Source organism: Saccharicrinis sp. 156, from assembly GCF_050589685.1.
GTDB lineage: Bacteria > Bacteroidota > Bacteroidia > Bacteroidales > Marinilabiliaceae > Saccharicrinis.
Genome location: NZ_JBNGOS010000008.1, coordinates 80,385 through 99,915, shown reverse-complemented (window position 1 = coordinate 99,915; position 19,531 = coordinate 80,385). Strand labels below are relative to the sequence as shown.

Below are 19,531 nucleotides of genomic sequence, written 5' to 3'. Positions count from 1 at the left end.
ACCCAGCCAACATAAAAGCTTCTATTTTTGCCATTATATCAATCAGATACATTTTTCATTGACAGTTTAATTTCCAATGGCAAGAGATTCGTTATTCAAAAACAGGTTACGCAATATAATTCTAATGATTAGCAGCCAACTTCTGCTCACCCTGTTTGTTGGTTATTGGTTGGTTTCACAGTTCGATGGCGAGAAGGATAAATTGCGGAAGGATATTCGGGATGCTTATTATGCTGCAAATTACGATATGATGGATATTAAGATATATGAATGTATTGTTCTGCCCATTATTCAAAACCCCGATAGCATTCACCCCGAAACCATTTGTTTCGAAAACATAGAACTTGAAGATGCCCACAAAAAAATGGTTGTGAACGATATTTTGGAGTTCCTGAAAACAAATGAGGAAATTCCCACCAAACTACAGAACCATTACAGTTCGGAATATCCACGTGAAAATAAAGAAGAAAACTTTCAGTTGGCTTTAAATACACTGCGGAGCATCGTTCACCGCAGAGGATTGACAGGATATTATCATTATCCTGCCATTCAAGTTCAAAAATATCACCTACCATACAACAAAGCCTACTTTAAAGAACTGTATCAAAAACGTTTAGATAAAAAAGGAATAAAAGTAACATCTGTGTGGTTTGATGCAAAAAATGAAATTGAACCCGATCCTGAAACTATATATGTTGACAGGTATAATTATAATACCAAAGATCATGAATTGGCCTTGCTTGTAGAGGACTTCATCTGGTATCTGTTAAAAGTTATACTTCCGCAAATTATTTTTGCTTTTGTACTGCTAAGCCTGACCGCCTTTGCATTGATTTTTACCTATAGGGGCTACCTCAAACAGATGAGGTTAAACATCCTAAGAAGCGATTTTATCAACAATATCACCCATGAGCTTAAGATTCCTGTTGCCACGGCGAAAGTTGCGCTGGAAGCACTCCGAAGTTTTGGTCTGAAAGCCGATGCGCAAACCACCGAAGAATACCTTGAGATGGTATCGAAAGAGATGAACCGATTAGACAGTCTGACAACCAGAGTTCTGGAACATGCCAAAATGGAAAAACAGCCACAAAACACCAATATGGATATGCTGGATTTAAACCTCTTTGCAAAAGACATGGCACGTTCGATGAATCTTATAAATCAATCGCGCGGAATACAAGTAAAATTAGTACTTTCAAAGGATCCTTTGCTTGCAAAAATTGATGAAGTATATGTGGAGGGAGTAATTAAAAACTTAATGGACAACAGCATCAAATACGGTGGCGATAATGTTTCCATCCAACTCGAGCTATGGCAGGAAAACGGGCGTGCATGTATTGCAGTGAGCGATAATGGGCCTGGCATCCCGAAAGAATACCTTAACAAGGTATTCGACAAGTTCTTCAGGGTGCCCAAAGGCGATCAGCATAACGTAAAAGGATATGGCCTTGGATTGAGCTTTGCGCATTTGGTGATGCAACAACACAACGGCTCTATTAAAGCCGAAAACTTAAAGGGGGGCGGCTGTAAATTTACCTTGAGGTTTCCTGTTTAGCTCATTAGCTGTTAGCTACTAATTCTATTCGGAATAAATACCTAATTAACTTTTGGGTAGTCCTTAAGTGGAAAATTTATATATTGGGACTATTATTAAATAGTCCGATGAAATCAAAAATACTTTACGTAGAAGATGAGCCCAATTTAGGCAAGATTGTTAACGACACTCTTCGCCTGCAAGGTTTTGAGGTGCAATGGGAAACAGATGGAGCCTTTGTCATGTCTTACTTCGACGATTTTATCCCTGATGTTTGTGTGCTCGACATTATGCTTCCTAATATAGATGGCTACCAGCTTTGTAAAAAAATAAGGGTCAAGTATCCAACACTGCCTATTATATTTTTAACGGCCAAAATAAACACCGAAGACCTGGTAAAAGGATTTGAAGCAGGCGGAACCGATTACATACGTAAACCATTTAGCATTGAAGAGCTTATTGTCCGAATCAACAACCAAATAAATATTCACCAGCAGAACAAAGAAGGTCAGGAAAATACCTCCACAAAAGTACATGATGAAATTGCCATAGGGCTTTATAAATATTTTCCCCGGCGATATGAATTACTTGCACCGTCGGGCACCATCAGGCTATCCAACCGGGAAGGGGAATTGCTGCAAATGATGGCTGGCAAGGGAAGCCAGATTATCGAACGCAAAGAAATACTGATGAACGTATGGGGCGACGATTCCTTTTTTAACTCCCGAAACCTGGATGTGTACATTAAAAAACTGCGTAATTATTTTAAGGAGGATTCTAATATCGAAATCCAGACATTGAGAGGTAAAGGCTATTTGTTTTTAGTGAAGAGGTAAGATCAGGTTGTAGCCAGTAGCTAATCTTTACATTATTTAATCACTACCATCGCAGGCTTAAATCCCATCTAACGCTTTCTTCATCAATACGGAAACTTCATCAAACAGCTTTTTAGCATCAGCGTTGTTAACTGCTTGCATGGCAACCGTCGGGTTTACCATGACTATTTCTGTTTTATTTTCAGAAACAAATTTGATAATAACCTTACAGGGCAAGAAAATCCCCACATTTTCTTCTGTTTGAAGGGCTTTATATGCAATCTTTGGATTACAGGCTCCCATAACCCTGTACGGCTTTAAATCGACATTTATTTTCTCTTTTAACATCTGATCCATATTCGATTCTGCTACAATGCCAAAACCTTGTTCTTTTAACGATGCTTTAGTTTTTGTTGTGGCTTCTTCAAACGATAAGTCTACTGTTTTGCTGAAATAGTATTTTTCTTGCGCGTTTACCAATACCGTAAACATCATTAAAAAAAGGAATAAAAAAGAAGTTTTCATCTGTTTAAAATTTTTGTCGTTAATAAAATGTGCCAAAAATTTCTGCACATTCAGGAACTCGCATTAACTTTTTTAATCATCACCCTGTGTGTTCTTTATGATGAATAAAGTTAATGGTCGTTTCATATGCTTAAAAATTAGCAAAACCTTTATATCCAGTACAATTTTCAATCTCCGAATCAAGTTCGGAGCAGGCTATTCCACTGTGTGGACTGATTATTTGCTCCGGCCATGCCGGTTTCATAAAATATTATAATTAATGAGTTGAACATTGATTACAACAAGCTTAAGCAATTTATGTTCTTTAGCTTTCAAGATTAATTTCGAATTGTTTGTAATTTTGTTCCGGTTTATAAATAAAAACAAAATGGCAGTTTCAAATAAAGAATATCCGCTTAAAACATATTCACCATTAGAGGAGAAAATTAACATCGGTTCTCACGCTTTAGGGACTGTAGGATGTATAGTTGCACTTGTATTAATGCTTGTAAAAATTGCTCCCCTGAATAACGGTTTATATTTGTTTTCCGTATTAACCTATGGCTTAAGCTTGATTACGCTCTACTCGGCATCTACATTGTTTCATAGCTCAACCACACCTAAACGCAGGTATAGGTTAAATATATTAGATCATTGTGCCATATTTTTATTAATAGCAGGCACCTACACACCATTTACGCTAATAGTCTTAAAAGGAAATATAGGATTATTAATTTTTGGAGGAGTATGGTTTGCGGCCATTTTAGGAATCACCTTAAAGTTTTTCTTTACCGGTAAATTTCGACTATTATCGACCATTATGTATGTGTTAATGGGATGGATGGTAATATTCGCCATTAAGCCATTATACAACAATATGCATGTTGAAGGTTTTTGGTGGTTAATAGGCGGAGGCGTAGCCTACACTTTAGGTGCTGTTTTATATGCCATCAAAAAAATTGCGTATAATCATGCCATATTCCACCTATTCGTTTTATTAGCGAGTGCTTGCCATTTTATTTGTATTTATTTTTATGTGATTTGAAAAAATTATATGCGTATTGTTTCAGACGTATTTTTTATACTAACTATTAAAAATGTAATGAACCTAGTAATCTCAAAGTTAATCTCAACACATCCATTAAAAAACAATTTGGTATAAAAAACTACTTGAATTTTTCAATTTATCGTTATTATTGCACAAACTGCATGCAATCTAATAATGATAATTGGGGATAAACATATTCAAAAAATAGCGAAGGGAGATATAAATGTCTTCCAGCAATTCTTTGAGGCTTTTTATCCTTCGTTATGCAAGTTTTGCTTCGATTTCCTTAAATCTACTGATGTTGCGGCGGACATTGCCCAGGATGCTATGATTAAATTCTGGCGTAACCGAGAAACACAGAAAAGTATCAAACAGGCCAAGGTCTATCTTTATACCATTGCTCGTAACGACTGCATTAACCAAATTAAGCATAATCAGGTTGTTGAGGAACATCAGTTCAAATACTCCGAAAATACAACATTTATCCTCAATAGTTATATCGAAGATGAGGTATTCGATATTCTGGAGTCGGCGGTTAGCAAGCTTCCTGGACAATCACAGAATATCATCCGTTTAGCCCTAAAAGGTTTAAAAAATAATGAAATCGCCGAAGAACTAGATATAACTGTTAATACCGTTAAAACCTTAAAGAAATCGGCCTATAAAAGTTTACGGGAGCTGTTGAAAGACCGCGTATTTGCTTTATTAATATTGTATTTTCATTTGTTTGGATGATTTGGGTTAATGTGCATGGTTAAATGGTAAAGAGACAAATTAAAATATTGGTTTAACATTTAATAAGGAAACATCCCGGGGCAGCATTTACAATTCGAAATAGAAACTTCGCATTAGAATACAACTTACCAAATATCATTAGCTAAAAGTTGAAAACTAATAGTTATCCGCTAAATATTTAAACATTTTTTACACCTGTACTCACCCACTTTTATTTTTAACTTGTACATATAAACAAATGGCACTATAATGGACAACTACAATATAGATAGCAAACAAATCATTCAACTTCTGATAAAAGAAATATCTGAAGGTTTGAGTGTGCATGAAGTTGAACAACTTAACGACTGGATTAATGCTTCGCCTGAAAACAAGGCACTATACGAAAAGCTTTATTCCGAGGAGTATAAAAAGCAAAGAAGAGATACGATTAACCAATTTGATGCTAAGGAGGCCTGGACGTCTGTATTAAAAGAGATAGAGCCAAAACAACGTCGAATTCTTCCTCCTCAATTTTGGCAATATGCCGGTGTGGCAGCTTCTATCATTTTACTGGTCGGACTATTTTTAGTTTTTAATATGCCCACATCAGAACAACCGTCTGTAACAGCATACGAAAACATAAAGCCGGGAACCAATCAAGCCATTTTAACCCTGGCAGATGGAAAGCAAATTGAACTTAACAAACTGGATACCACCATAAATGTTTCCGGCGGAGGAATCAATATTAGTGCCAGCAAGGTTTTATATACGGCAGATAGTAAAACTGCTAACCAACCATTAGTCTACCATACTTTACAAACACCACGTGGAGGGGAGTACAACCTAACCTTAGCCGATGGTACCAAAGTATGGTTAAACGCCGATTCTAAACTTCGTTACCCTGAAAGCTTTACGGCAGATAACAGAACGGTTTACATGGAAGGTGAAGCCTATTTTGAGGTAGCAAAGTACAAAAATAAACCGTTTTTTGTGCGTTCGGGAATTAACACAGTAAAGGTATTAGGAACAGAGTTTAACGTACGTTCGTATCCCGAGGATGCAGATACACGCATCACTTTATGTGAGGGTAGCATACAGTTAAATACGAAAAACGCTCAAAACATTCTCACGCCCGACCAACAAGCTATTATTAATGCTACATCACAGGAAGTAGTTATACAACAAGTAGATTCGAAACTCTATACAGCCTGGAAAGATGGTATGTTTATGTTCCGGAAAGCAAAACTGGATAAGGTTATGAACGACTTGTCAAGATGGTATAATGCCAACCTGTTTTATACCAATATGGATATTAAAAACACAGAGTTTTCATTATATATGAACCGACAAGAAAATATAAAAGACGTACTTGAAATGTTGGAAGCAACAGAAGAAGTAAGCTTTAATATCGAAGGCAATAATATTATTATCAGCCCGAGTTAAGTAGGCAGTTCTCAGTTGGCAGTTGGAGCGAAGAGACATCCCGGCACAAATAAGTAATTTATATATTGACGGGAAGGCAATAGTGGACTAAGAGATGAGAGGTGAGATTTGATAAGAATTCGGTATAGGATCCGTGCAGAACCAAGAGTTATTAATGCTGGGATCAAAATTTAACCGAAGATGCACATAGAGCTCCAACGGAGCGTGTTGTAATAGCCTAGGGTGAAGCACAGCGCAGCCCTAGGTAGAAGGCAGAAATATAACCGACGCATTACCAAAGTAAGAATATATACAAAATTGCTTTGCGTCGGAAATTATATAGGATTGATTCAACATAAAAAAGAAAAAGGAGGTGTTACCAGCACCTCCCAAAATAAACTAAATCAAGACCAATTACCAGTTGGCCTTAATATTAATCTAAGCAATAGTAAAAGTATGAAAAAAACACGAGATCAACTCTCTCCGCTTATGCGGAAAGGGAAAAAATGGATTAGAGTTATGAAAATTACCTCACTCTTGTTATTGTTCGGTTTCTTACAAATTCATGCTACTGTAGTTTCGCAAGGAAACACGGTAAGTATTTCGGAATCCGATATTAGTTTGGAACAACTTCTTTGGAAAATCCAGGATAAATCAGACTTCGTATTTGTATTTAGCCAGGAACATGTAAAGGAGCACACCAACCTAAATGTGAACCTAAACGGGGAACTGGATGAAGTATTGACTCAAATACTTGCCGATAAAGGTTTAACATACGAGAAAAAAAATGATGTGTATGTTATTAAAAAAGCAGCTCCTGTACCTGCTGTTCCTCAACAACCTAATACCATTACCATCAAAGGAAAAGTAACCGATGAAAAAGGAAAGCCATTACCCTTTGTAAACATTTATATTAAAGGAGATACCAAAGGAGTAATTACCGACAAGGATGGTAAATACGCTATAGAGGTAGAGGAAAAACAAGGTATGGTTTTGGTAGCTTCATTTATTGGATTTGTAAGCCGTGAGTTTGAGGTGTCTGGACGTACAGAAATCAACCTGATGCTAAAAGGCGATATTGCCGATTTAGATGAGGTAGTGGTTACAGGTTATCAAACTATCGACAGAGAAAAAATGACAGGTAGTGCAGTAGCTATTACCGCTGATAAAATGAGTAATGTGGGTTTTACCTCTATAGAAGATGCTTTGGACGGAAGCATTGCAGGTATGAACATTGTTGCTTCAGGTAGACCTGGTGAAGATGCCGATATTCAAATACGTGGTGTAAACTCTTTTACAGGTAATACCAACCCCCTGTGGATTGTAGATGGGATGCCTATGATGGGTAGTGTTCCTGAGGTGAGTGATGGTAACTCCTTAAGAGCTGAAGCTTTGACTTCGGGTATTGGTAATATTGCACCTGAGGATATTGAGTCGATAACCGTACTGAAAGATGCTGCCGCTGCTGCTATTTACGGAGCTCAAGCTGCTAATGGTGTAATTGTAATTACTACCAAATCGGGTCACTCAGGTAAAACCTTCTTCAATATTACCTCCAACATGACGGTTACCGAAGCGCCAGATCCGGAACTGTATATGATGAACTCAGCCGAGAAGGTTGATTTTGAGCGTGGATATAACGAGGACTATGGCACCTGGGCTTCTAGTGGTCGTGCAGCAGATATTTACAGAGCCTTAGATCGTGAGAGTATTAGTCAGGCAGAAGCTAACTTGATGTTAAATGAATTGCGAAACACAAATACTGATTGGTTTAAGGAAATTTTCTCTTCGGCTATTAGTCAACAGCATTCATTGAGCATGAGTGGGGGAAATGAAAAAACGCAGTATTACGTGTCAGGTAACTTTTTAACGGAAGAAGGTATAGAGCCAAACAACCAATACGACAAGTTAGGGTTGAATATGAAAATTACCCATAACCCATCCGATAAAATCAGAATCACTTTTGGTTTAACCAGTAATTTACGTAACACTACCGAAACAGCAAGTATTATCAACCCATTACAGTATGCCATTTATGCCAATCCTTATGAAAAGCCTTATAACGAGGATGGGTCGTATGCATATGATATTACGTATAACGGAACAATCTCTACCGCAGCAGGTGATGATTATTTCAGACAGTTCAACATATTACAGGATTTAAATGAAAACACGCAGGATTCTCGTTATATGAGTTCTGATATGAATTTGAAGTTTGAATATGAGTTTCTGCCAGGATTAACTTATAATCTTCAGGGAGCTTACAATATCAACTCTAACAATACTTCGCGGTATGTTATTCCTGGAACGTGGACTGACTATAAACAAAGCTGGCACCCTGCGGTATCAACTGAATTTACTTACGATTTGTTAGGGGGTAATCTACGTGAGTCAAGCAGTAAAGGGCACGAGTATACTTTCCGTAATACCTTGCAGTATATGAGAGAATTTAATGGAGGGCATTATGTAAGTTTGTTTGGAGGGCAGGAAATAAGAAAAACCTTACAAAATACTTTCTACAACTTTTTCCCGAATTATGATGCTGATCACCGCCTGGGACAATATCCCGATTTAGATGGTTATGAGGCAGATATATTAAGTTTGGCTGCTTTGGGGGGTACTGGTGAGTACGAAAACAAGTTATCATCGTTCTTTGCCAATGGTACTTATTCGTATAACGACCGCTATGTGGTAAGTGGGAGTATCCGTTACGATGGTTCAACCATTATAGGTTCCGATAACCAGTTTACGCCGCTGTGGAACGTCTCGGGTCGATGGAACGTACATAATGAAGGCTTTATGAGCGGAAGTATTTTATCGTTATTGGCATTAAAAGTTGGTTATGGTTATACAGGAAGCATCGATAACAGTGCTTCACCATATTCAATTCTTTACTATTCTTCAGGAGGTAAAAGATATGATGATGAGTTGACTCCGAGTTCGCTGGCTTATCCTAGTATGAACCTGAAATGGCAAACTAAAGAGGATAAAAATATTGGAATTGAAGCTGGGCTTTGGAAGAATAAAGTGCAAGTAGGTTTTAACTACTTTGATAACTCAACCGAAGATATTTTGGAAAACAAAAAGCTGGCAGCATCATCAGGTCGTACAACCATGATGGCTAATGTGGCTTCTATTTCCAACAAAGGTTATGAGTTTGATGTTACGGCAACCCTTTTAAGCAGAAACAATTTTAACTGGATGGTATCTGCTAACGTAAGTATTTTGGATGATGAGATTACAGATTCTTATTACCCAAGTATAGATGAAATATCGGCTAGTTCGGCACATGCCTACGTGGTAGGTTACCCTGTTAATGCCTGGTATGGTTATAAATTTCATAGCATCAATCCCGATGATGGACATGTATATGCCATTGGAGATGATGGAGAGCCTTTTGATTTAGAGGTTGGACAATATGGAGGCTCGCCTGTTGACTTGCCTAAGGCTTCTTATTTGGGAGATTTAACACCAAGTTATTATGGTGGAGTTACAACCTCTGTCAGATATAAGCAACTTACTTTAAGAGCTTCCGGTGATTTTAAAGGAGGACATAAAATACTGTCTTTTGGATCGAACGATGTATATACCAACCCACGAAATAAACCTGAATACCTAAGTGATATCTGGGGACAAATTGGTGATGTAACAAATTACCCAGGTCTTGATATTTTTACGAATCCTCTTGATGAATATATGTTTGATACCGAGTTGGAAGATGGAGATTACTTTAGAATAAATATGATTAGCCTGGGATATCTGTTTAAAACCGATTTTGTAAACAGAATTGGTATGCAGAGTGCCCGGATAAATTTCAACGTTCGTAATGTGGCATCATTCTCAAAATACAAAGGAATCGATCCTGTTTTAAATGGTGAATTGGGATATCCTAATACCCGTAAGTATACGCTTTCGTTAAATATTGGATTTTAATTAATTAAAGCTAAAAAAATGAAGAAGATATTATATATATTATTGGTGTTTGCATGGGGATTATCTTCGTGTGAAGACTATTTAGAGGTAGAACCCAAAAATCAGGTTGTAGTAAGCACTTACAACGATGTAAAAGCTACGATGGGGTCATGTTTGGCAATTTATACAAAAGGAAATGATTTTGGGTATGGACAACCATTTTATTCAGACCCTGATAATTATAGGATTTTTACTTATTATTCAGGAGTGCTGGATGATACAAAATACTTGAGTAATTGGTGGGGTACCAATCATCGCAGTACTTTTCATTCTTCATTACAATGGTATAATGAGAGCCTTCATCCGGAGTTATGGACTAACCTATATTCTGGTATTGGTTTTTTCAATAATGTATTATACGATTTAGGTGAAGTAGATGTAACAGAAGATGAAGCTAACTTGATAAAAGGGGAAGCAAAGTTTTTAAGAGCCTGGTATTTATATAAACTAATGCAGTATTTCTCTCCTTATGGCAATAATAATTTGGGCATCCCTGTAAATTTAAATGCCGAAGATGTGTTGTCGTACGATGCAAGCAGAAAAACACAAGAAGAAGTTTATGCTATTATCATAAGCGAGCTGGAAGAGATTTTAACATATAGCACTGAACCTACTAGTTTCAGCCTTTTCTACGATAAACAAATGGTCAATGCGCTATTAGCTCAGGTTTATTGGTTTAAAGGTGGTTCTGGAGCAGGCATGGAAAGCGATTACGACAATGCCATTAAATATGCTCAAACAGCCATGCTAGGAGAAGAGTTAGCTTCTTTATCGGAATTTGGTAATATGTTTAAAATAGATGATAATGGTACAAGTAAAGATAACTCGAATGCATTGTTGGTTTGTACTCCCTTTGGTTATACGCACTCGTCTTTATTTACAGAGGTAGTTTGTGGATATGCTGCTTATGGGATGAATAATTTTGCCAGTGAACGTTTATATAGTCTTTATTCTAGCGATGATGTTAGAAATGCATGGGTTAATAGTATTCCTGGTGATCCTGCTGATTTTTTTGCGCCTAAATTGGGTGCCATAAATAAGTTCTCGAATTTACAAGGGCAATCATTTACTTCATTTTTCTTTTTCCGTATTGCCGATTTACAATTAATTATTGCTGAATCGTATGCCCGTAAAGGTGATAATGCAAGTGCTGTTAGTGAACTTGAGAAGTTTCAAATGAACCGTTATAATGGTTACGTGAGTTATACAGGAAGTGATGTTTTACAAGATATCCTGGACGAACGAACTAAAGAATTTTGTTTTGAGTACGATAAAGTGTGGTTAGATATGGTAAGGACAGGAAAAGGATTTACCCGCCCTGCTGTTGACTTAACCGAAGAAGGAACAACGTATACGTTAGAAGATAATGATTATCGTTTAACACAGCCTATACCTTTGGTTGCGGAACTGGAAGAAAACAGGATTGAACAAAACCCAGGTTGGAACTTTAATTAAAACTTACAAAGATGAAGCAAATAATTATATACATAGCAGTTATGCTCGTGGTTCTTGTTGGGTGTGAGAAAGAACCATACGATAGGTTTACAAACGAATATTCGGCAGAGGATATTACAAGATTGGTATTGAGTACGAATACCACGCACTTGTTTGCAAATGGTACAGCTGAGGTTGAGTTTACAATTGATGCTTATTTTACAAAGGATTTAAGCGTAAAGACCGTAGTTGGTACCGAAGTGGTTGACACTATTTATAAGGATAGTGAAGTAAAATATAAAACCAGGAATATTCCAGAAGGGATAGAGATATTCTCGGCTGATGGAGAAAAAATAGAGGATTTTACATTTTCAACTACGGATGTAAGTACTGGCTCCATGGAGTTTTATGCTAAAGCTTTAGATATTGAGAGTCCTGCGGTATCTGTAATTGTAGAAGAAGCGCCAAGCGAAGATTTTGAAGAGGTGGTAATTCCTATTGTATTTCACATGGTAGAAACAGATGATTACAAATCCATGTTTAAATCTTTCGATCAAGAAAAAGTTGCAGGAATAATAAACCAACTAAACAGTGCTTTTAGTAATACAGCCAAAGCAAACGCTCCGCACTCAGTTGATTTAAAAGTGCGTTTTGAGTTGGCAACAATTAACCCTCTCGGTAAAGAGCTTGAAGAGGCAGGTATCAACTGGGTTCAACTGGGGGATGTAGCAACGGATGAAGCATATACATATGTAAAAGAAAATTTAATGTGGGATCACAACTCCTATTTAAACATTTGGATTTGCCAATGGAATGATTGGGCATATTGGGAAGATCCGTTAACATCTTCACCGTCGCATATCACAACCGATCCAACTATACTACCAGGTTTAAATATGGTTCAGGTAGCAGAAGGTGATCCTATTGAAGTAACCGATCCAGCTGATATAGGTATTATGTATGCTCCTCAGCATTTTAGCGAAGGAGAAGTAATTATTACATCAATTGGTAAGTTTTTGGGATTACTGCCTACAAGGTATTTTGTGCCCAATTGGTGGGAGCCTCCATTGATTATTGTGGATGATGATGTGGATTATTGTGCAGATACTTATACGCATAGAGATGCCATTGATATCTGGAAAACTACCTACCCTAATGATTTAACCATTAAGTCGGTTAATATTATGGATGAAGAAACCATCGGTAGTGTTGTTTCATACCACCAGGGGCAAAGGGTAAGAAATGTACTTGAATACTGCCCCCTAAGAAGTTGGGGAAATTAGTACTTGACCTTTTCGAATCACGAACATACAAGAATCACAGTTTTCTTGTTGGCTCGAATTAATTCTTATTAAAACATAATTATAAATTAATACCATTGGTTCTTCCCTTTGCTCCGGAGAGCAAGGGGAAGTACACCACCAAAGGTGGTGGGATGGGGATTTATAAGTTTTCCACAACCACAACTAAAAATCTAAAAAATACTATGTCAAATTATATTAAAACACTTGCTGTTATAACACTTGCCGTGCTTTTTTCATGCACTCCCAAACCCAATACATGCATTATAAAAGGTCAACTTACTGGTGGTGATGGTGAATTAGTTATCTATCCATACCAACAAGTCCATTCTAAAGAAGAGGCTGACAGTTTAAGTTTTAAAACTACGATTGTAGATGGTAAGTTTGAACTTGAGCTGGATGCTGAAATAGCAAACAGAAACATGTATGTTACGCAGGGAAAAAACTTTAAGCGGTTAGCTTTCTTTTCGGAGCCTGGAATTATTACCGTCTCAGAAAAGGATGGTAATCTGGTAGCGGAAGGTTCTAAGGTAAACGATAACTACCAGAATATCATGGAAGAGCTTGATTATTCTACTTACCAAAATATTCAGTATAAAAAACAATTATCTCCTGATGAGAAAAAGGTTAAGGATGGTTTTGAAGCTAAACTTTGGAAAGCAGCAAAAGCTTACCCCAAGAGTATTCCATTAACGTACTTTTTCTTTCAAAAATATTGGGGAGCTGACGTAACAACCCTTAAAAAAGTATTGAATACTTTCTCTAAGGATATTCATAACAGCTATTACCTGAACGATTTAAACGAACGTTATAAAACGGAGTTGAAAACAGCAGTGGGTCAGCCAGCACCTGAGTTTAATTTAACATCGCTAGATGGAGAAGAAATATCTATTAGCAAATACAAAGGTAAATACTTGCTCATTGATTTTTGGGCCTCCTGGTGTGGACCATGCCGTAAAGCAATTCCAGGTGTTAAAGAAGTTTATGAAGAGTATCATACAAAAGGTTTGGAGATAGTAAACATTTCAACGGATGCTGAAAAAAAAGCGTGGCTCAAAGCCGTTGAGCAAGAGCAAATGCCATGGACCCAGGTAAGGGATACAAATGGTGTTTCGGAAAAATACAATGTAACAGCTATTCCGCATATCCTATTAATCTCGCCAGAAGGAAAAATATTGGCCAAACAAATGCATGGAGCCGAGAAGATTAGGGAGGCGTTAAAGGAAGCAGGATTGCAGTAAGCAGTAACCCAGTGGTGAGTATTGAGTGCTTTATCAAGATGTAAATGCCATACAGACAAAATATTAACATATATATTAGATAAACGTTTGAAAAATAACGAATGGAATTAACGATTAGGTTTGAAGCATATTTACTACATAAAACCAGGTATTAGTTTGTGTATTTATTTTTATTGTAAAGCCTCTGCAATGGCAGGGGCTTTTAGGGTATTAGCAAGGAGTTTTAAAACTTGATTTTTCATTAACCTTAATTAACCTGGGGAGCTGCATTATTAACCAAACGCTAACCTAGTTTCCTACAATAATTCAATTACTTAGCAGGTAATAAAACTGTAGATATGTGTTATCCGCGAATGTTCTTCCGCGAATAATGACCAACCTAAAAATCTAATAGAGAAAAGTTAAAAATAGATTGAAGATTTATAATTCGTATTAACACAAAAGGCAATGAAGAAAGCACTATTAATAATTGCTGCTGTCATATTTAGTGGCCAATTATTCGCACAAGGAATAGATTTCGAACACGGAACCTGGGCAGAAGCAAAAGCGAAGGCAAAAGCAGAAAACAAACTCATTTTTGTTGATGTTTATACCGATTGGTGTGGGCCATGTATGCGTATGGCTGCCAGTGTTTTCAAAGATTCAAAAGTTGGTGAGTATATGAACAGCAACTTTATTTCATTGAAAATTGATGCTGAAAAAGGCGAAGGTGTTGATTTTGCTAAAGAATATGAAGCTAAAGCATTTCCAACTTTACTTTTTATAAATGGTGATGGAGAGGTTGTTTATAAATCGGTAGGTGGAAAAAACAGTGAAGAGTTTATTGCCATGGCAAAAACAGCTCTTGATCCGGCCAAACAACTTTCTAGTTTAGAGAAGTTATATAATCAAGGAAATCGCGATAAAAAAACAGTTCTCGCTTATATTGCTGCTTTAAAAGAGGCATACAAAGACCACACTAAGGTAGTTGCTGAATATCTTAACGAGATTGGAGAGAAAAAGTGGGATTCAAAAGTAGTTTATGAAATTGTTTCAAAATACCTGGATGATTATAAACTTCCTGCCTTCGAATATTTCGTAAAAAACAAAACTACTTACGAAAAACATGCAAGCAAAGCTGATATTGACCTGGCGATTTTTACCGTTTTCAAAATGAATTTTATAAAAAGGTTCAACACTGAAGGTAAGGAAATAGTGGATGAAATTAAAGAAGCCGCAAAAATAACAGGTGAAACAATGCATACACATATTTCAAACTACTTTGCAACCGCTTTAGGTAACGATTGGGGTAAAGAAGACTTCCGTAAAATTGCCGATAGTAATATAATGGCTTATTCAACGGCCTGGGAAATAGATAAGTATATCAATATTATGCTTTACGAAAAAAATCCTGCAGATATCCCTGAGGAATTAAAATATGCTGCTAAATGGTGTAAAAGGGGTATTGAATTGGAGGATAATATAACTTGGCATGCCAAGTATATCGATATTCTTATAAAGCAAGGTAAAAACGCTGAGGCAAGAAAACTGCTTCTTGAACTTTTACCAAAGGCTGATAAAGAAATTGAGGCATCTTCAAATAAAGCCAACGCAATGGTAACCTGTGCAAGAGCTTTTATAAGAGGAGATTTGGGCAAGATTCCTGAAGCAGGTCAAAAAGCAGAAGAATGGATTAAGGAAGCTATAAAATCGGATGATTCATTTATTAATAATACTATTTTGTTTTCAGCATTGAGTGTAAATGAAAAACAAGATGAGCTTAAAAAGGCCTACGAAAAATTAGAAAAAATGGCTAAAAACGATATGGAGAAAAACTATGTAAAGTCTCTATATACCTATGTTAACGGCACCAACAAATAAATAATTTAAAATGAAAAAGATTTTATCAACGCTTAGCATGTTAATGCTGGCAATTATGGTATTCGGACAAGGAATTGAATTCGAACACGGAACATTCTCCGAAGCTTTGGCAAAAGCAAAAAATGAAAACAAACTAATTTTTATGGACTGTTACACTACCTGGTGCGGGCCATGTAAGCATTTGGCAAAAAACATTTTCACCCAAAAAGAAGTTGGCGATTTCTATAATAAAGAGTTTGTAAACGTTAAAATGGATTGCGAAAAAGGTGAAGGTCCGGCTCTAGCTAAGAAATATGGTGTAAATTCATATCCAACATTGCTATTTATAGATGGAAATGGAAACGCTGTTCACAAACTGGTTGGTGGTATGCCGGCCGAAGATTTAATTGCGGGTGGTAAAGCAGCCTTAGATCCTTCAAAACGAATTGGAACATTGAAAGCAAAGTACGAAAGCGGGAATCGTGATCTTGAGTTTCTGATGACCTACCTAAAGGCTGTAAAAGCACAGTACGATAAAGAGTCTATGGAGAAGGTGGCTAGAGATATTATCAAACAAACGTCTCTTGAAAAGTACATGAACAAAGAACAGTTTTTTGTTATTTCGTCTGCAAATTATCCATATGCCTCAAAAGAGTTCAAATATTTGTTGAAGAATAAAGACAAGGTAAAAGAAGTATCAGATGATTACGGATATGCAATGTTATTTGTTGGTGCTTATATGACACATCTCCAACAGTTTTCAACCAAATGCATGAGTTTGGAAGAGCTTAATACCGAAATTGAAAGATGCTATAATGAATTTCCTGACGATTATATAAAAGGAACAAAGGAAATCCTGAAGTATAGTTTTTACATTGCCAACAACCAAATACAAACCTGGTATGACGTAAAAATTAAGGAAGCCGAAGCATTAAAAGGTGAAGAAAAATATATTTACAATTACCACAGTATTTGCGACGAGATATTAAGAACTCCTAAGTTGGCAGAATCAAAAGATATTGTAGCAGATTTTACTAAAAGGGCACAAGGCTTTGCTGCCGATAAAGAAATTGGAATTATCATGGGTAATTTAATGTTGGCTAAGCTTTATCTTCATGCTAAAGAAAAAGAAAAAGCATTAGCTTGTTTTAATCTCTTCTTCGAAGAAAACGGTAAAGCAGGGGGTAATAATACGCATCCTTCTGTTGGTAATCTAAAAACAGCAATAGAAAGTTTGTAATAAAACAAATATGTGTATTTAAAAAGCGAAAATCCCTGGCAGCAATGTCGGGGATTTTTTGTTAGTCGGAGTGCAACTATAACCGTTATCCTAAAAGTTGCGTCACGACTTGGCCAATAGTCATCTGGTAAATGGTAAAATTTTAGTAGTATAAACTTTTTCCAAGGTTTTAAACTTTGGAAAAGATAAAATGAATGGCTTCAATCCGCCAATGGAAGAGTCATCGTTCCCAATTAAATAGCTCACCAAGGCAATTGACTTAGCTTATTGAGCGATGGAAAGGTAACACTAGCCAATTGTTGACTTCAATTACCCAATTGAGCCAATAAAGTATCCCAAAGGAAGAGGCATGTATGGTGATGGAAGGGATAGCTGAGCCGGTTGAGATATAAAAATGCCCCGATGGGAGGGTATAACCTGCCTCGGGGCTAGTAAAATCAATGGGTCAATATAGCGTTCCTAAGAAAACTTATACCGATATGTTAATGATCTTATCTTTGTTGTATTAAATAAAAAAATTGGCGAAAGGTTCTTTTTTTATTTCGAATACTAAGATCATCCTTATAGTGATTTGTTTATTAGCTTTCCATTTCTTAAACCGGTAACATCCATTGCGGAAGAAAATTCCCAATCGCTTGCTTTTGATACCAACCTTGCACTTAACGGGGTTATTCAAAATATAATTATAACATATTTGAGGATATTGACGCTCGGGTGTACGATGCCAGCATTATACCCAATGATTTCTGCAGGGTATCAGTCCTTGTTTTTTCACTCCGAGTGCGACTGCGAGTCGCGCCCGGAGTAGTAGAATCACACTTCGAATTACTAGTCGCTCCCGGAGTATAATAAGCAAGCTCGGCTTCTAAGCTATTCACCAACACCATCAAGTGAAAATGATTAGGCATTAAACACCAGGCTAAAATATCGCAAAAAGGTAAAATATTTGTGGCTATCTTTTTTAAAAAGAACCGGTAATTATCCCGGTTAAAGAAAATATTATTCTTGTTGTTACCTTGATTGTAAATGTGATAAAGGTGTCCGGTTTGGAAATCCATGATTAAATATTTAAAGAACACCTTTCAAATTAAGCAATTTTAGTCCTGGATGCAAGTATTTTATCTGGTTACACCACTCCTTCAAATAGATATTTCTAATGGCACCTGTGGTTTTCCAGGTGGTGATACCAAAAGGACAGGATAACCGTACCTCGGGGCGTATATCCAATTGTCTTCCTTCGTAGGCAAAGTCAATAGCCATACTCCCGTTAATCCAGGCCTGAATTTTTTCTGAAGTTACTTTGAGTCTGATTTTATACCACTCATTCGTGTTGAAGGTCATCATCGAGGTGGTTTCGTTTTCGGATCCATCTAATCCATCTATGGTACTGAGTCCTAATACCACACCCGCCCATCCTCCTACAATAAACGAGCAAAAATCATCGTTAACAGGGAATGTCAACCCACAAAAGAAATCGTTCCCGGCAATGCGGATCGCCTCCAAACTTACCTCGTAATTAACCTTAGGAAAGTCGTTTTTCCAGGTAATACCGGTGCAACCATCACCCATTCCTAAAACTATTTTTCCACCTGATATATAAACTTCGCCCTGGGGCCCAAAATTGGTGATATCCCAGTTGGTTAGCCCGTTACCGTCAAAAAGCCGAACACTTCCGGGAATTTCCAGGTTGATGTCCGGGTTATTTTTCTGTTCAGTTTTAGTCTTGGTGGGTTTCTGTTTGCAATTCATAAATTCAAAGGCAACAGAAAGAATTAGCATTACATTAAGGAAACGCATCGCGAGTGTTTTATTCAAAGATACGAATCAAATACAAAGGATTAAACTAATATTTTAATGCATTTTTATTGATAAACCTGCATACCCTAAAAACAACCGAGGGCTTCGTATTAAACGAAGCCCTCGGTACGATTTTTTAAACATCATTTACGATATAGCAATCATCTTGGCAGGTTTAGGCTTCACCTCATCGCGCTTGGGCAATGTAATGTGAAGAATACCGTCCTTGTAGTTGGCTTTAATTTTATCCACGTTTACCGTATTCTCTGCCACGGTAAATGACCTTTGGAATGCTTGATAGCTGTACTCCTGTCTGGTCACTTTGCCCCGTCTTTTTTCTTCCTTTTCATCTTTATGTTCCGATGAAATAGTCAACCTGCCATTGTCGTAATTCACTTTAAAATCATTCTTGTTCATTCCCGGTGCTGCTACTTCAATGATAAACTCATTGTCGTTTTCTGTTACGTTAACTGCAGGGACGGTAGTACGTGTGCTAGAATAGTTTGCACTATTCCAATCCATCAAATCATTCTCAATAAATCTATCAAAGATTGAAGGAAATGATGGAAACCAGTTGTTACTTAATTTTGCAAGTGTCATGATTAAATCCTCCAAAAATTTTAGTTAAACATTTAATTTCAACTATGATTTTTTCAAAGAGTATACC

General features: G+C 36.8%; 15 protein-coding genes. 11 read left to right on the top strand and 4 right to left on the bottom strand.

All coding sequences use genetic code 11. The features are described 5' to 3' along the window. Nucleotides 1–76 precede the first annotated feature (76 nt). Both ACRD64_RS06565 and ACRD64_RS06560 read left to right on the top strand, forming a co-directional pair. A complete protein-coding gene (locus ACRD64_RS06565; RefSeq protein ID WP_430932456.1) occupies nucleotides 77–1,555 on the top strand; it encodes a sensor histidine kinase in 1,479 nt (492 codons plus the stop codon). A 107-nt stretch (nucleotides 1,556–1,662) separates the two neighbouring features. Continuing rightward, a complete protein-coding gene (locus ACRD64_RS06560) occupies nucleotides 1,663–2,370 on the top strand; it encodes a response regulator transcription factor (RefSeq protein WP_430932454.1) in 708 nt (235 codons plus the stop codon). 57 nt (nucleotides 2,371–2,427) lie between these two features. Here ACRD64_RS06560 and ACRD64_RS06555 read toward each other — a convergent pair whose 3' ends face one another. Next, nucleotides 2,428–2,874 (bottom strand): DUF302 domain-containing protein, encoded by a 447-nt coding sequence (locus tag ACRD64_RS06555; RefSeq protein ID WP_430932453.1) that lies wholly within the window; start codon nucleotides 2,872–2,874, stop codon nucleotides 2,428–2,430. A 367-nt stretch (nucleotides 2,875–3,241) separates the two neighbouring features. Between ACRD64_RS06555 and trhA the strand changes: the two genes are divergently transcribed. From trhA to ACRD64_RS06510, 9 genes are all read left to right on the top strand, one after another. Further along, complete coding sequence (gene trhA, locus ACRD64_RS06550) at nucleotides 3,242–3,898, top strand: PAQR family membrane homeostasis protein TrhA (RefSeq protein ID WP_430932452.1); 657 nt, start codon at nucleotides 3,242–3,244, stop codon at nucleotides 3,896–3,898. A 177-nt stretch (nucleotides 3,899–4,075) separates the two neighbouring features. Next, nucleotides 4,076–4,636 carry an RNA polymerase sigma-70 factor gene (locus ACRD64_RS06545; RefSeq protein ID WP_430932451.1) on the top strand — a complete coding sequence of 187 codons (561 nt, stop codon included), beginning with the start codon at nucleotides 4,076–4,078 and terminating at the stop codon, nucleotides 4,634–4,636. Between the two features lie 249 nt (nucleotides 4,637–4,885). Continuing rightward, a complete protein-coding gene (locus ACRD64_RS06540; protein WP_430932450.1) occupies nucleotides 4,886–6,061 on the top strand; it encodes a FecR family protein in 1,176 nt (391 codons plus the stop codon). Nucleotides 6,062–6,496: 435 nt separating this feature from the next. Continuing rightward, nucleotides 6,497–9,973 carry a SusC/RagA family TonB-linked outer membrane protein gene (locus tag ACRD64_RS06535; protein WP_430932449.1) on the top strand — a complete coding sequence of 1,159 codons (3,477 nt, stop codon included), beginning with the start codon at nucleotides 6,497–6,499 and terminating at the stop codon, nucleotides 9,971–9,973. 18 nt (nucleotides 9,974–9,991) lie between these two features. Then, nucleotides 9,992–11,467: a RagB/SusD family nutrient uptake outer membrane protein gene (locus ACRD64_RS06530; RefSeq protein ID WP_430932448.1), complete on the top strand. Its 1,476-nt coding sequence runs from the start codon at nucleotides 9,992–9,994 to the stop codon at nucleotides 11,465–11,467. Nucleotides 11,468–11,478: 11 nt separating this feature from the next. Continuing rightward, nucleotides 11,479–12,729: a hypothetical protein gene (locus tag ACRD64_RS06525; RefSeq protein WP_430932447.1), complete on the top strand. Its 1,251-nt coding sequence runs from the start codon at nucleotides 11,479–11,481 to the stop codon at nucleotides 12,727–12,729. 203 nt (nucleotides 12,730–12,932) lie between these two features. Further along, on the top strand, nucleotides 12,933–13,988 hold the full coding sequence (locus ACRD64_RS06520) for a redoxin domain-containing protein (protein ID WP_430932446.1): 1,056 nt from the start codon (nucleotides 12,933–12,935) through the stop codon (nucleotides 13,986–13,988). A gap of 447 nt (nucleotides 13,989–14,435) precedes the next feature. Continuing rightward, nucleotides 14,436–15,848: a thioredoxin family protein gene (locus tag ACRD64_RS06515; protein WP_430932445.1), complete on the top strand. Its 1,413-nt coding sequence runs from the start codon at nucleotides 14,436–14,438 to the stop codon at nucleotides 15,846–15,848. A gap of 10 nt (nucleotides 15,849–15,858) precedes the next feature. Next, nucleotides 15,859–17,067: a thioredoxin family protein gene (locus ACRD64_RS06510; RefSeq protein ID WP_430932444.1), complete on the top strand. Its 1,209-nt coding sequence runs from the start codon at nucleotides 15,859–15,861 to the stop codon at nucleotides 17,065–17,067. Nucleotides 17,068–17,750: 683 nt separating this feature from the next. Here the strand turns inward: ACRD64_RS06510 and ACRD64_RS06505 are convergent. From ACRD64_RS06505 to ACRD64_RS06495, 3 genes are all read right to left on the bottom strand, one after another. Continuing rightward, nucleotides 17,751–18,125, bottom strand: coding sequence for a transposase (locus ACRD64_RS06505; RefSeq protein WP_430932443.1), 375 nt, complete (start codon nucleotides 18,123–18,125; stop codon nucleotides 17,751–17,753). Between the two features lie 10 nt (nucleotides 18,126–18,135). After that, complete coding sequence (locus tag ACRD64_RS06500) at nucleotides 18,136–18,864, bottom strand: 3-keto-disaccharide hydrolase (RefSeq protein ID WP_430932442.1); 729 nt, start codon at nucleotides 18,862–18,864, stop codon at nucleotides 18,136–18,138. Nucleotides 18,865–19,011: 147 nt separating this feature from the next. Next, nucleotides 19,012–19,464 carry an Hsp20/alpha crystallin family protein gene (locus ACRD64_RS06495; protein WP_430932441.1) on the bottom strand — a complete coding sequence of 151 codons (453 nt, stop codon included), beginning with the start codon at nucleotides 19,462–19,464 and terminating at the stop codon, nucleotides 19,012–19,014. Between the last annotated feature and the right edge of the window lie 67 nt (nucleotides 19,465–19,531).